Origin of the sequence: Burkholderia sp. MS389, assembly GCF_016899425.1 — a bacterium.
Lineage (GTDB): Bacteria > Pseudomonadota > Gammaproteobacteria > Burkholderiales > Burkholderiaceae > Burkholderia > Burkholderia sola.
Genome location: NZ_CP045996.1, coordinates 1,001,131 through 1,014,465, shown reverse-complemented (window position 1 = coordinate 1,014,465; position 13,335 = coordinate 1,001,131). Strand labels below are relative to the sequence as shown.

The window sequence follows — 13,335 nt, the reverse complement described above, 5'->3', positions numbered from 1 at the left end:
CGCCGGCGAGCAGCATGTCGCGGCGGCGGGCCGACGCAACGGCATCGGTCGGTTCGGGATGCATCTGGACTCCTGGGGTATGCGGCGGCAAGGCCGCACGGGATGGTGGATCGGTGGCGGCCGGCCGCGGCCATCCCGCCCGGCAGCCGTCCGGCGTGCGCCGCCGCGCGGCGACTGGCGCGCGCGGACGAACGAATGCCGTCGGGAGCGTATCCCGATGCGGTGCGCGCCGTACTGAAATCCGGCTGAATTTTCTTGAACGCCGCGGCGCCGCGCGCGAATTTGCCGCATTGCAGAAAAATTAAGCGCGGGACAGGGACTCTTCAGCGCGCGGCGGCTATCGTCAACATCGGGTCACCGCCACACGTTGCGCGCCACGCGAACGGGCCGGCAGGGCCCGCGCCGCCCGTCACCTGCCTGGATATGCCGCCATGGACGCCTTCAATCGCTGGGAGCACATGATCACGTCGCTCGGACCGATGCCCGTCGCGGGCGTCCGGATGCTGCCGATGCCGCGCACGCGGGACACGGACGGCGCGCGTCGCCCGCATCGGGACGATGCGCCGGTGCCGTCGAGCGGCGACGTGCGCCGCCGCAGCGCGATCGTCGCCGTCGAGCGGCAGACCGATTCGTCGATGCTGGTGTCGTGGAGCGATCCGACCCGCTGCCGCTACGACGAACAACGCTGGATCTGCGCGAAGGCGCGCAGGCTGGCACGCTGCGCGCTCACCGGGCAGCCGATCCGGATCGGCGACGCGATCTACAAACCCCAGTGGCGCGGCGAGAAACGCCCCGCGAACTGCCGTGAGATGGTTCTCGCGACGGCGCTCGAGCAGTTCGTCGCCCGGCAGTCCCGGGCATGACGCGCCGCGCCGCACGCTTCGGCCGCGTCCGCGGCTTCCCTACCCGCAAGGAACCCTCATGAGCACGTTCACCACCCGCGACGGCGTGTCGATTCACTACAAGGACTGGGGCAGCGGCCGCCCGGTCGTGTTCATTCACGGCTGGCCGCTGAACGCCGACATGTGGGACGTGCAGATGCATCATCTCGCGTCGCACGGCCTGCGCTGCATCGCGTACGACCGGCGCGGCTTCGGGCGGTCCGGTCAACCGTGGAGCGGATACGACTACGACACGCTGGCCGACGATCTCGCGACGCTGCTCGACACGCTCGACCTGCATGACGTGACGCTCGTCGGCTTTTCGATGGGCGGTGGGGAGGTCGCGCGCTACATCGGCCGGCACGGCACGCGCCGAATCGCGAAGGCGGTCCTGATCGGCTCGGTGACGCCGCTCGTCGCGCGCCGCGACGATCATCCGGAAGGGGTGGACGTCGCGGTATTCGACGGCATCCGCGCGGGCATCGTGGCCGATCGCGCGGCGTTTTTCGACGGCTTCTGGCCGCTCTTTACCGGCTCGAACCGCGGCGGCTCGACGGTGTCGCGGGCGGCGCTGGGGTGGACGTCGGTCATGGCGCTGCAGGGCGGGCTGAAGGGCACGCTCGATTGCGTCCGCGCGTTTTCCGAAACCGATTTCCGCGCCGACCTGCAACGGTTCGACGTGCCGACGCTCGTGATTCACGGCGACGACGACCAGACGGCGCCGCTCGCGCTGACCGGCGCCGCCACCGCGAAGCGCGTCCCGCATGCGACGCTGAGCGTCTACGAAGGCGGCCCGCACGCGCTCTACCTGACGCACGCGGCCAGGCTGAACGACGAACTGCTGGCGTTCGCGCAGGCCTGAGCCGGCGCCGCAGGCCGGCCCGGCCTGCGGCGAATCGCGCGCAAACGCGGGCAAACGAGCCGACGGATATTCGGCGGCCACAATAGAGGCGTCTGAAATAAACCGGCCGGTCAATCAAAACGAAAATGCGCCGCATTGCGCCGAGCGAAAATCATTTCGTCTGATATAACGAAATCGCATTTATCGGCGCATCCACGATTTGCACATGAAACGTGCGTGACCCTGCCGCATGTCGGTGCGGGGGCGAAAAGCAGCGTTTCCCGACGGCATTGTTCGTCATTTCAAAAAATTCGTGTCGTTCATTCTGATAATTTGAATCATTCGACCATGCAAATACCGTAGCATTGATGCCGAACCGGCCCCCGATTTCAGTGGGGCGCCGTTGAATGTCACCCTCAAGAAATTCTCATGATCCGGATTGGAACACTTCACGTTTTTCTCGACAGACGTGAAATTCGTTCGAACGGCAAGCTGCTGCGCATCGGCAGCCGCGCATTCGAAATTCTCGAGCTGTTGATTCGGGCGGACGGTGCGCTGGTATCGAAAGACGACATCATGCAGCGCGTATGGCCGCACACCGTCGTCGAGGAAAACAACCTGCAGGTGCACATCGCTTCGCTGCGCAAGGCGCTGGCCGGCGACCGGAACCTGATCGTGACGGTGCCCGGCCGCGGCTATCGTCTGGTCGTCGGGCAGGACGACGGCGACGCGCCCGTGCGTCCCGCGATGGGGCGGCCGTCCGCCGCGCCGAGCGCGTTGTTCGGCCGCGAACAGACGGTCGCCGACGTGCTGACCGCGCTGCAGGGCGCGCGCGTCGTGACGCTGGTCGGCGCGGGCGGCATCGGCAAGACGCGGGTCGCGATCGAAGCGGCGGCGCGCGCCGCCGCACGTTTTCCGGAAGGCACCGTATTCGTTTCGCTCGCCACCGTCGCGTGTCCCCGCTTCGTGCCCGACGCGCTCGCCGGCGCGTTCGGCATCACGCAGCCGATCGGCTCGCTGACGCTCGAAGCGGTGCTCGCCAGCGTCGCGCGTCGGCGGATGCTGCTCGTGCTCGACAATTGCGAGCACCTGCTCGACGCCGCCGCGCAGATCGCGAGCGCGCTCACCGATGCGGACGACGGGCTGTGCGTGCTCGCGACGAGCCGGGAATCGCTGCGCATCCACGGCGAGCGCGTGTGCCCGGTGCCGCCGCTCGACGTGCCCGACGAAGGGGCCGGCGATCGCGAGGCGATGAGCGCGAGCGCGGTGCAGTTGTTCGCGGCGCGTGCGCGCGCGGCCGATCCGCGTTTTCCGCTCGATGCGCGCAGCCTGTCGTTGATGGCGTCGGTCTGCCGCCGCCTCGACGGCCTGCCGCTCGCGATCGAACTGGCCGCGGCCCGCGCCGCCGTGCTGGGCATCGACGTGCTGGCCGCCCATCTCGACGATCACTTTCGGCTGCTGACCGGCGGTTTTCGCACCGCGTTGCCGCGCCATCAGACGCTGCAGGCGATGGTCGACTGGAGCTACCGGTTGCTCGGCGACGCCGAGCGCCTGCTGCTGCGATGGCTCGGCGTGTTTCGCGACGGCTTCTCGATCGAGGCCGTGCGCGAGGTCGTCGGCGCTAACGGGCTGGCCGGCGCCGACCTGCTCGATACGATCGCCGGCCTCGTGTCGAAGTCGCTGCTGATCCTCGAGACCGCACACGGCGCACCGCGCTACCGGCTGCTGACGACCACGCGCGCCTACGCGCAACAGCAGCTCGACAGTCACGGCGAAGGGGCGGCTGCCGCGCGCGCGCATGCGACCTACTTCCTCGCGTTGTTCCGGCGCGCGGCCCACGGTGGCGGCGAGCCGCGCGGCGAGGCCGGCAGCACGACCCGGCTCGATGCGGTGCGGCGCGAGCTCGGCAATCTGCGGGCCGCGCTCGACTGGGCGTTTTCGGCACAGGGCGACGCGGCGCTCGGCACCGCGCTCGCGGCCGTCGCGGTGCCTTGCCTGTTTGATCTGTCGCTCGTCGACGAATGCCGCGAGCGGGCGCGCGTCGCGCTCGATGCGATGCGCGACGCGGACGCGACCCCGGTGTCCGACGATGCGCGCGTGCGGTTGCTGGCCGCGTATGCGGCCGCGCTCGCGCATACCGCAGGGTCGACACAGGTCGTGCACGATGCGTGGTCGGAGGTGCATGCGCTCGGATTCGATGCGGCCGAGGCCGAGCGGCCGACGCGCGAGTCGTGACGCCGGGTTCGTCGCGCGTCTCCGATGCTTCAGAACGATTCAGCCCGGTTACAGGACGGCGGCAGGCGGCACGCGTAGATTGCGTGGACGGAGGGCGCCCGCACTCCGTCGGCACGCGTGCGCGCCGACCCCGCGCGCTCGCCGACATCGCGCGACATCACTGAACGCCGGCGCGGCGAAACGCCCCGGGGTGCACGTCGCCGCGCATCCCGCTCAATCGACGAACCGGCGCATGAAACCTGATCCTTCCGACCTTTCCCGTCACGCGACCGACCTCGGCCTGCTGTTCCTGCGTGTCGCCGCCAGCGTGCTGCTGCTCGTGGTGCACGGCTTGCCGAAGATCGTCCATTACACGGCCGAAGCCGCGGCCATCGAAGATCCGTTCCATCTCGGCCGCACGCTGTCGATCCTGTTCGCGATCTTCGCGGAGGTCGTGTGCCCGATCTTCATGATCGTCGGTCTGTACCCGCGGCTGGCGGCGCTGCCGGTGATGGTCGTCACGCTCGTCGCGCTGGTGTTCGTCCATCCGGACTGGCCGCTGCGCGACGCGCAGTTCGCGTGGATGCTGCTGATCCTGTTCGGCACGATCGCGATCGCGGGCGCCGGCCGCTATGTGTTGCCGTTGCCGGGCATCGTGCGTCGGCGTGACTAGCCGCAGCCCGCGCGTCGGCGGGCAGCACGCGATGTGCCTGACGATGCCGTTCCCGCGGCGAGCTGCGTGCTGCCGCTTCGCCCTTTTCGCGCGCCGCGCTGGCGCTCCGACATGTTGAATTTCTCCGATACGGCGATCTACGGTGCGCCGATCGTGCTCGCCGATCTCGCCGCGTGGCGGCTGTTCGCGCGCGATCGCCCCGTGGTTCGCGCGATCCGGCGCTGCGCGGCGTTCGCCGCGCTGAGCGCGGTGCTGTTCGCGACCGGCGTCAGCCCGCTCGCCGTTCCCGCGTCGCTCGGCGGGCTCGACCGGATCGTGGTCCAGGCCGTGTGCATCGCGTGGTGGCTCCAGTGCGCGATCGTGTTCAGCCTGCTGCTCAATCATCTGCTGCTGCCGCGTGCGTGGCACAGCCAGCGGCTCTTTCACGACATCGCCGCGGGCATCGTGTTCGGCGCGGCCGCGGTGGCCGCGCTGGGCTACGTGCTCGGCCTGCCGTTGAGCGGTCTGGTCGCGACCTCCGGCGCGGTCGCGGTGATCCTCGGTCTCGCGCTCCAGAACACGCTGAACGACGTGTTCTCCGGGCTCGTGCTGAACACCACGCAACCGTTCAGGCTCGACGATACGGTGTCGATCGGCGAGCTCGAAGGGCGGATCGTCGAGAGCAACTGGCGTTCGACGAAGCTGATCGACAACCTCGGCAACCTGGTCGTCGTGCCGAACAGCTCGGCGGCGCGCGCCACCATCGTGAACCTGAGCGAGCCGGCCGGCCTGCACGGCGTCACGCTCGTGCTCGACCTCGATCCCGCGGTGCGGCCGGCCGTCGCCGTCGGCGCACTGGAGCGGGCCGCGGCGAGTTCGCTCGACGTGCTCGCGCGCCCCGCGCCGATCGCCGTCGTGAAGGCGTTCCGCGCGAACGCGATCCAGTACGAACTCGTCTGCTACGTCGACGCGCTGCAGAAGAAAACGACCGTGCGCAACGCGCTCTACGATCTCGCGCATCGGCACCTGGCCGCGGCGGGCGTCGTGTGGCGGCCGCTCGTGGGGCCGGCGCCGGTGTCCGCATCGTCGTCGACGTCGCAAGCGGATCCGGTATCGCGTCGGCTGCTGCTGTTGCGCGCGGTCGAACTGTTCGCGCGCGTCGACGACGACGATCTGGCCGTGCTGGCCGATGCGCTGGTTTCGCGTTCGTTCGGCAAGGGCGACGTGATCTATGCGTCGAATTCGGAGTCGCGCGTGCTGACGATCGTCGAATCGGGTGTCGCGGCGGTGTTCGTGCCGGGCGCGTCCGGCGACGTCGAAGTCCGGCGGATGGCGCCGGGCGATGCGATCGGGCAGTCGGTCGTGCTCGCCGGCACGCGGCTTCACGCGACCGTCCACGCGGTGACCGCGATGACCGTGCATCAGCTTCGCAGCGAGGATCTGTCGGCGCTGATCGGCCGGAAGCCGGCGCTCGGCAGGCTGATGTGCGAGTCGCTCACCGACCATTTCGCGACCGAGGAACGAATGATGATTCCGCCGGTCGAGAAGGCGCACGCGGGGTTCAGCCTGATCGGCTGGCTCGAGAAGGAAATGAAGCGGCTGCACGATTCGCTCGGCTGACGCCGGGGTGGGCCGCGAGGGGCCGGCAGCGGGGGGATCGGCATGCGCTTTTTTTCACGGCGCGTGGCGCCGTGCCGGGGGCGCTGGATGACGCGCGCTGCCGGGCCGTCAGCCATCGACGAGGCGGCCGCGCGCGCGACCCCGCCGTGCCGCCGGGCCGTGAACGCGCGCGTCAGTCCGGCGTCGTGAAGCGTTCGACGAGATCGGGCTGGTCGAGTTGCTCGACCCACCAGTGCAGCGCGCGGCCGGCCTCGTCGCCGCGCCACGCGAGATAGCAGTGCGTGGTGTCGCGCATGCCCGTCACCTGCCGCGCGACGAGCTTGCCGTCGGCGATCGCGCGCGCCGCGATGCATTCCGGCAGGGTGCCGACCGCGAGCCCTTCGCATTGCGCTTCGAGTTTCGCGGCCAGCGTCGGGACCGCGAGGGTCGGCTGGCCCGCATCGATCGCGACCGACTGCGGCTGCAATTCGCGCGACGTATCGCTGATCACCGCGCCGCGATACCGAACGACCGACGCCATCGCCAGCGGTTCGGGCATCGATGCGAGCGGATGGGTCGGCGCGACCGCGAACACGTGTTTCAGCGAGCCGATCGGCCGCGCGACGATGCCCGGCAATTCCGGCGGTTCGCCCGCCGCGCCGACGACGAGATCGGCCCGACGCGAAATCAGCGCATCCCACGCGCCGCCGAGCACTTCGGTCGACAAACGCAGCCGCGTGTCCATCCCGAGCGCGTAGAACCGGTGCACGTACGGCCACAGCGCATCGAACGGCAGAATTTCGTCGATACAGACACGCACTTCCGTTTCCCAGCCCTGTTGCGCACGCAGCGCCTTCATTTCGAGTTGCTCGGCCGCGCGCAGCAGGCGCCGGCCTTCCTCGACGACGATGCGTCCCGCATGCGTGAGCTTCGCGCGGCGTCCGCTGCGGTCGAACAGCGCCACGCCGAGATCGCTTTCGAGTTTCTGCACCAGGTAGGTCAGCGCGGATGGCACGCGATGCAGCAGTTCCGCGGCTTCGGCAAAGGTTCCGGTGCGGTCGATCGCGTCCAGGGCTTCGAGCGCTTCGAATGACAGCTTCATCGCGGATTCCGGTAGAGGTGGCTGGCGCATCATACCAGCGCCGGGGCGGCATGAGCAGCGTGCGTCGCCGCGATTTGCTAGAGTGGCGGGTATCGTCATTCGCGATCCGCATCGCCCCATGAGCGCCCCTCAGCCGGACACCGCACCGTCCGATTTCCTCCCCGCCGACGTCAGGCAGACCGTCGTCACGCAAGCGTTGCCGCACGGGCAAATCGGTATCGTCCGACTCCAGAGCTTGCGCCGGAACATGGGGCTGACCGCACCGTACGAACTCGAGAATACGGATCTCATCGTATTGCAGTTGCGTCCGTTCGGCGAACAGGATCTGTGGCTCGATGGCCGCCCCGCGCCGTTCGTCCCGTATGACGCGGGAACCGTGTCGATCTACGATCTCGACCGTCGCTGGGTGGCCGACCTCAAGGGCGCGTTCGATTGCCTGCATTTCCACCTGCCGCGCCACACGCTCGAGGAAACGGTCGACGACCTCGGCGGCCGGCAGCGGCCGCAGCTTTACCTGCCGCCGCATCTGAGCACCCACGACTCGATCATCCACGCGCTCGGCCAGTCGCTACTGCCGGCGCTGGCCCGGCCGGGCGAAGCATCGCAGATCTTCATCGATCACGTGGGGCTGGCGTTTCAGGCACACGTCGCGCACCGTTACGGCGGCGTCGGCGAACGGCGGGAAAGGTCGGACGGCAAGCTCACGCCGTCGCAGGCGCGCCGTGCGCAGGAGCTGTTGCTCGCGCACCTCGACGGCAACATCGGGCTGGCCGACGTCGCGAGCGCGTGCGGGCTGTCCCGCAGCCATTTCGTCAAGGCGTTTCATCGAACGACCGGGCTGCCGCCGCATCGCTGGCTCGTCGTGCAGCGCGTCGAACGGGCGAAGGAATGGATGCGCAACCCGAACGTGCCGTTGAGCATGATCGCCGTTGCGTGCGGCTTCGCCGATCAGAGCCATTTCTCGCGAACCTTTGCGCGATTGACCGGTGTCACGCCACGCCGGTGGCGCGCGGACCATACGTGAGCGTCGCGATACGACGGAGGCGGGGCGCGCGGCATGACACACGCGGCGACGTGCAGGCATGCGACTTGCATGCGAGCACGGGCCGCATCACTTCGGAGGTTTTCATGAAACGACACTGGCCGCGACAATCGATGCTCGCGATAGGTGTGTTCGCAACGTTCGGCTTGCATGCCGCCATCGCATTGGCGGCAGCCGACGTGTCGATCAGCCGCGCCGATTACGGGACGACCGCGAGCGGGCAGGCGGTGAGCCAGTACACGCTCGCGAACCGGCACGGCGTGACGCTGAAAGTGATCACGTACGGCGGCATCGTGACCGCGCTCGACGTGCCGGACCGCACCGGCCACGTTGCCGACATCGTGCTCGGCTTCGATTCGCTGCGCGACTACGAAGCGCACAACGGCAACATCCATTTCGGCGCGCTGATCGGCCGGTATGCGAACCGCATCGCGGGCGGGCGTTTCGCGCTCGACGGCAAGACGTGGACGCTGCCGGTCAACGACGGGCCGAACACGCTGCACGGCGGCCCCGACAGTTTCGACGCGAAGGTGTGGAAGGTCACCGGCACGCACAGCGACGCGGCCGGTTCGAGCGTCACGCTGCGCTACGTGAGCCCCGACGGCGAGAACGGCTTCCCCGGCACGTTGACGACGGACGTGACCTACACGCTGACCCGCGACGACCAGATCCGCATCGACTACCGCGCGACGACCGACAAGGACACGGTCGTCAACCTGACCAACCACAGCTACTTCAATCTGGCGGGGCACGCCGGCGGCAGCGTCGAGCGGCAACTGATCGAGATCGCCGCCTCGCGTTTCACGCCGACCGACGATACGTCGATTCCGACCGGACAACTGACGAGCGTCGCGGGCACGCCGATGGATCTGCGCCAGTTGACGCCGATCGGCGCGCATTTGCGCGATGCGTATCCGCAGTTGGCGATCGCGCATGGCTACGACCAGAACTGGGTGCTGGACCAGGGCGGCCAGCCGGCGCCGGCGTTTGCCGCGCGCGCCTACGACCCGGCGTCCGGGCGTTTCCTCGAGCTGTACACGACGCAGCCGGGGCTGCAGTTCTATACGGCCAACGGGTTGAACGGCAGCGTCGCGGGCAAGGGCGGGACCGCCTACCGGCAAACCGATGCGTTCGCGCTGGAAGCCGAGCATTTTCCCGATTCGCCGAATCGTCCGGCCTTCCCGTCGACGGTGCTCAAGCCGGGCGACACGCTGCACGAAGTGACGGTGTGGCGGGTGGGCGCGCGATGACCGTCGGCGCTGGCGCGCGCGTGTCGGTCACATGTTGATCGTGCCGCGCCCGATTTCGATCACGCGCCCGCCGACGCCGATTTTGCCCGCCGCATCGACCGACAACCGCAGCACGCAAGGCCGGCCGACGGCTTCGCCTTGCTCGACCCGAAACGCGGCCGGCAGATCGTGACTGGCGGCAAGCAACCAGCCGCCCAGGTTCGCACAGGCCGATCCGGTGCCCGGATCTTCCGATACGCCGCCGCCCTGCTTCACGAAGAAGTAGCGGGACACGACTGTCCCCGGCCGTTCGGCGTCGAACGCGAACACATAGGCGGTCTTCCGGCCGAGGCTGCTTCGCGGCCAGATGTCGAGATGCGCGCTGTCAGGCTGCGCGCGTCGCACGGCGGCCGGGTCCTTGAGCGCGACCAGCAACTGGTCGGCGCCGGTGTCGACCCACAGCGGCGGCGCGAGCAGGTCGTCCTCGGCGAGCCCGAGCAGCGCCGCGATCCGCGCATCGGACAACGTGCACGGCGCCGTGTTCGGCATGCCGGCGTGCGGCGCGATGAAGGTCCACACGTCGTCGCGCGCGGTGACGTCGACGACGCCGGCCTTGAATTCCAGCGTCAGCGCATCGCCTGCGTTGAGCCGCTCGCGCACGACGTGCGCGGTGCTGAGCGTCGGATGGCCCGCGAACGCCATCTCGTAGCCGGGCGTGAAGATGCGCACGCGTGCATGCGCCCGCTCGGACGGCAGCACGAAGGTCGTCTCCGACAGGTTGAACTGCACGGCGAGCGCCTGCATGGTCGCGTCGTCCATGCCGCGCGCATCGTCGAACACGCAAAGCGGATTGCCGCCGAACGTCGATTCGGCGAAGACGTTCAGCAGGCGGAAGGTGTAGGGGGGCATGGGCATTTCGTATGGATCGCAGCCGGGAAGGGCATGCCGTACGCCATTGTGCCTGCATGATTCGACGAAGGTGGCGGCACACGTGCCGTCCGGTTTTCATGCATGATCGATGTGCACCGATTCGCTGACGGCGAGCCGGCAGCGGCAGTCGGTTTTTGCGCCGGAACAGACGATCACGTTCGAAGGGGTGCGATGAGCAATCGCGTGCGACCCCGACTTTCACGCATGCAGGAGGAAGACATGACATCCGACGAAGGCGTCCTGCATCCCCGCGACGCGCCTACCGATTCACCGTACACCGCGCTGGAAACGATCGTGCGCGGCGTGGAAGCGCTCCGGATTCCCGCCGATACGGAGTGGCCGACGGCGCGGCTTTACCTCACGGACAACGACCGCCAGTGGAAATTCTCCGCCGTGCTGGTCCCGATCGTCGCGCGGCGCGAGCCGACGATCCTGCTCACCAAACGATCGTCGGGGCTCAGCGAATATTCGTCGCACGTGAGCTTCCCGGGCGGCCGCCCGACCGAGTCCGACGCGAGCATCGGCGCGACCGCATTGCGCGAGTCATTCGAGGAAATCGGCCTCGATCCCGCTGCGGTGCGCGTGATCGGCAGCCTGCCGATTCACAAGACCCGAAAGCGGAATCACGCGATCTTTCCGGTGGTCGGCATCGTGCCGGAAGCCGCCGCGTGGGCGGCCGCGCCGGCCGAAGTCGAGGAAATTTTCGAGTTCCCGTTCGCCGCGCTGCTGAATCCGGATCTGCCGCGGCAATACGCGGACGGCGAACGTGCCGGCGGCTGGTATTGGGCGGATCAGCCGCAGGACATCTGGGGAGTGACCGCGTTCATCCTGAAGTCGCTGGCCGGCCTCGCGCTCGATGCCGCGCGATGAACGCGTGCGTCGCGGTCGGCGTTCAGCGCACGTGAATGGCATCAATGCGACGACACGAACACCGCATCGTCGAACGCTTCCGGGATCGCGAAGCTCGCGCGCATGCGCTGCGCTTCCTTCGCCGGCGTCGAACCGAACAGGCGCTTGAACTCCCGGCTGAACTGCGACGGGCTCGTGTAGCCGACCGCGTAGCCGGCCGCCTCCGCCGTCAGGTCCTGGCGCACCATCAATAATCGCGCCTGATGCAGGCGCGTCGACTTCAGGTACTGCATCGGCGACACCTGCGTGATCGCCTTGAAGTGACTGTGAAAGCTCGGCACGCTCATGCCGGCTGCGTCGGCCAGTTGCGACACGTCGAGCGGCCGCGCGTAATCGGCGTGGATCATCCGCAACGATCGGCCGATCCGGCCGAATTGCCCGCGCATCGCCAGCGCGCTGCGCATCGCGTTGCCCTGCGCGCCGGTCAGCACGCGGAAATACAACTCGCGAAGCAGCGCCGGGCCGAGCACCGCGGCGTCGAGCGGCCGCTGCATCGCGTCGACGAAACGCAGCACCGATGCGTGCATCGCTTCGTCCATCGGCGTCGACATCATGCTCTTCGGCGCCTGCACGGTTTCCGCGACGCCGGCCCGGTCGATCTGCGCGGCGAGTTCGGCGGCCAGCGTGAAATCGAGGTGCAGGTACAGCGCGAGCAGCGGGCGCTCGGGCGTCGCGTCGGTCTCCATGCTGAACGGGACGGGCACGGACACGGCCAGGTAATGGTGTTCGTCGTACAGATAGCGCTCGCCGCCGAAGTAGCCGCGCTTCGATCCCTGGCACACGATCACGATGCCCGGGTCGTACAGCACCGGCGTGCGCGACAGCGCGCGGTTCGAGCGCAGGACGCGCACGCTCGGCAGCGCGGTCAGGTTGTAGCCCTCGTCGGGCGCCAGCGCGCGCAGCAGCGTCACCAGGCGCTTTCGGTCACGCGGCGACAGCAATGGAGGTCGGGCGGAGGCGGGCACTGTGCTCATAGTTTTGTGCAAGAAAATCAGCGGAATCGGGCTTATTCGGCGTCGTTCGTCAGACTAGTATGCACGCTTCAATCCACATTCGGGAGAAGCTCGCATGGCATCCGGCAACCTCATGCTCATTACCGGCGTCAGCAGCGGTTTCGGCCGCGCGCTGGCCCAGGAAGCGCTGGCCGCCGGTCACACGGTGGTCGGCACGGTACGCAGCGAGCAGGCGGCGCGCGCGTTCGAAGCGCTGTCCGCGCAGGCGGCCGTCGCGCGCGTGCTCGACGTGACCGATTTCGAGCGCATCGACGGCGTCGTCGCGGACATCGAGGCGAACGTCGGGCCCGTCGACGTGCTGGTGAACAACGCCGGTTACGGGCACGAAGGGATCATGGAGGAGTCGCCGCTCGACGCGATGCGGCGGCAGTTCGACGTGAACGTGTTCGGCGCGGTCGCGATGATGAAGGCCGTCGTGCCGTTCATGCGCGAGCGCCGGCGCGGCCGCATCCTGAACATCACGTCGATGGGCGGGCACATCACGATGCCGGGCATCGCGTACTACTGTGGCAGCAAGTTCGCGCTGGAAGGTATTTCCGAGACGCTCGTCAAGGAGCTCGAGCCGTTCGGCATCGCGGTGACGGCCGTCGCGCCGGGTTCGTTCCGCACCGACTGGGCCGGCCGCTCGATGGCGCGCACGCCGCGCTCGATCGCCGACTACGATGCGCTGTTCGACCCGATCCGCCGCGCGCGCGAGGAAAAAAGCGGCAAGCAGCCGGGCGATCCCGCGAAGGCCGCGCGGGCGATGCTCGCCGTGATGGCAGCGGACCATCCGCCCGCGCATCTGCTGCTCGGCAGCGATGCGTTGCGGCTCGTGCGCGATAAGCTGGCGGCGCTGGACGACGAAATCCGCGCGTGGGAAGCCGTGACGGTGTCGACGGACGGCTGACGCGCTGCGTCGTTCGTTTCCTGCCGGTGAATGA

At 68.5% G+C, this 13,335-nt stretch carries 12 protein-coding genes; 9 read left to right on the top strand and 3 right to left on the bottom strand.

The window, feature by feature from the left end; translation table 11 throughout:
- The first annotated feature begins 431 nt into the window (after positions 1-431).
- The 5 genes from GJG85_RS34220 (at position 432) to GJG85_RS34200 (ending at position 6,208) form a co-directional block, all read left to right on the top strand.
- Positions 432-863 (top strand): DUF3331 domain-containing protein, encoded by a 432-nt coding sequence (locus tag GJG85_RS34220; protein ID WP_050014141.1) that lies wholly within the window; start codon positions 432-434, stop codon positions 861-863.
- Positions 864-921: 58 nt separating this feature from the next.
- Positions 922-1,743 (top strand): alpha/beta hydrolase, encoded by an 822-nt coding sequence (locus tag GJG85_RS34215; protein ID WP_050014142.1) that lies wholly within the window; start codon positions 922-924, stop codon positions 1,741-1,743.
- 408 nt (positions 1,744-2,151) lie between these two features.
- Positions 2,152-3,957 (top strand): winged helix-turn-helix domain-containing protein, encoded by a 1,806-nt coding sequence (locus tag GJG85_RS34210; protein ID WP_050014143.1) that lies wholly within the window; start codon positions 2,152-2,154, stop codon positions 3,955-3,957.
- A 232-nt stretch (positions 3,958-4,189) separates the two neighbouring features.
- Entirely contained in the window at positions 4,190-4,609 is a 420-nt protein-coding gene (locus GJG85_RS34205; protein WP_050014144.1) for a DoxX family protein, read from the top strand.
- Positions 4,610-4,720: 111 nt separating this feature from the next.
- The gene (locus GJG85_RS34200; RefSeq protein ID WP_204384608.1) at positions 4,721-6,208 is read left to right on the top strand and encodes a mechanosensitive ion channel family protein; all 1,488 of its coding nucleotides are present in this window, start codon (positions 4,721-4,723) and stop codon (positions 6,206-6,208) included.
- Positions 6,209-6,380: 172 nt separating this feature from the next.
- On the opposite strand, the gene GJG85_RS34195 is transcribed toward GJG85_RS34200, so the two are convergent.
- Positions 6,381-7,289, bottom strand: a complete 909-nt coding sequence (locus tag GJG85_RS34195; protein ID WP_089471125.1) for a LysR family transcriptional regulator — start codon at positions 7,287-7,289, stop codon at positions 6,381-6,383.
- A 118-nt stretch (positions 7,290-7,407) separates the two neighbouring features.
- Between GJG85_RS34195 and GJG85_RS34190 the strand changes: the two genes are divergently transcribed.
- Positions 7,408-8,313, top strand: coding sequence for an AraC family transcriptional regulator (locus GJG85_RS34190; protein WP_050014147.1), 906 nt, complete (start codon positions 7,408-7,410; stop codon positions 8,311-8,313).
- Positions 8,314-8,417: 104 nt separating this feature from the next.
- Entirely contained in the window at positions 8,418-9,581 is a 1,164-nt protein-coding gene (locus tag GJG85_RS34185; protein WP_089490295.1) for an aldose epimerase family protein, read from the top strand.
- 27 nt (positions 9,582-9,608) lie between these two features.
- Here GJG85_RS34185 and GJG85_RS34180 read toward each other — a convergent pair whose 3' ends face one another.
- Complete coding sequence (locus GJG85_RS34180) at positions 9,609-10,469, bottom strand: PhzF family phenazine biosynthesis protein (protein ID WP_204384606.1); 861 nt, start codon at positions 10,467-10,469, stop codon at positions 9,609-9,611.
- Positions 10,470-10,709: 240 nt separating this feature from the next.
- Here GJG85_RS34180 and GJG85_RS34175 point away from each other — a divergent pair, with 240 nt between their 5' ends.
- On the top strand, positions 10,710-11,360 hold the full coding sequence (locus tag GJG85_RS34175) for a CoA pyrophosphatase (protein ID WP_239469020.1): 651 nt from the start codon (positions 10,710-10,712) through the stop codon (positions 11,358-11,360).
- Between the two features lie 41 nt (positions 11,361-11,401).
- Here GJG85_RS34175 and GJG85_RS34170 read toward each other — a convergent pair whose 3' ends face one another.
- Complete coding sequence (locus tag GJG85_RS34170; protein ID WP_050014150.1) at positions 11,402-12,373, bottom strand: AraC family transcriptional regulator; 972 nt, start codon at positions 12,371-12,373, stop codon at positions 11,402-11,404.
- 94 nt (positions 12,374-12,467) lie between these two features.
- On the opposite strand from GJG85_RS34170, the gene GJG85_RS34165 reads away from it, so the two are divergent.
- Complete coding sequence (locus GJG85_RS34165; protein WP_050014151.1) at positions 12,468-13,301, top strand: oxidoreductase; 834 nt, start codon at positions 12,468-12,470, stop codon at positions 13,299-13,301.
- Positions 13,302-13,335: the final 34 nt, after the last annotated feature.

Excerpts from the sequence above, each read along its gene's own strand:
- GJG85_RS34220 (WP_050014141.1), top strand. The coding sequence starts at position 432 with ATGGACGCCTTCAATCGCTGGGAGCACATGATCACGTCGCTCGGACCG.
- GJG85_RS34215 (WP_050014142.1), top strand. The coding sequence starts at position 922 with ATGAGCACGTTCACCACCCGCGACGGCGTGTCGATTCACTACAAGGAC.
- GJG85_RS34210 (WP_050014143.1), top strand. The coding sequence starts at position 2,152 with ATGATCCGGATTGGAACACTTCACGTTTTTCTCGACAGACGTGAAATT.
- GJG85_RS34205 (WP_050014144.1), top strand. The coding sequence starts at position 4,190 with ATGAAACCTGATCCTTCCGACCTTTCCCGTCACGCGACCGACCTCGGC.
- GJG85_RS34200 (WP_204384608.1), top strand. The coding sequence starts at position 4,721 with ATGTTGAATTTCTCCGATACGGCGATCTACGGTGCGCCGATCGTGCTC.
- GJG85_RS34195 (WP_089471125.1), bottom strand. The coding sequence starts at position 7,289 with ATGAAGCTGTCATTCGAAGCGCTCGAAGCCCTGGACGCGATCGACCGC.
- GJG85_RS34190 (WP_050014147.1), top strand. The coding sequence starts at position 7,408 with ATGAGCGCCCCTCAGCCGGACACCGCACCGTCCGATTTCCTCCCCGCC.
- GJG85_RS34185 (WP_089490295.1), top strand. The coding sequence starts at position 8,418 with ATGAAACGACACTGGCCGCGACAATCGATGCTCGCGATAGGTGTGTTC.
- GJG85_RS34180 (WP_204384606.1), bottom strand. The coding sequence starts at position 10,469 with ATGCCCCCCTACACCTTCCGCCTGCTGAACGTCTTCGCCGAATCGACG.
- GJG85_RS34175 (WP_239469020.1), top strand. The coding sequence starts at position 10,710 with ATGACATCCGACGAAGGCGTCCTGCATCCCCGCGACGCGCCTACCGAT.
- GJG85_RS34170 (WP_050014150.1), bottom strand. The coding sequence starts at position 12,373 with ATGAGCACAGTGCCCGCCTCCGCCCGACCTCCATTGCTGTCGCCGCGT.
- GJG85_RS34165 (WP_050014151.1), top strand. The coding sequence starts at position 12,468 with ATGGCATCCGGCAACCTCATGCTCATTACCGGCGTCAGCAGCGGTTTC.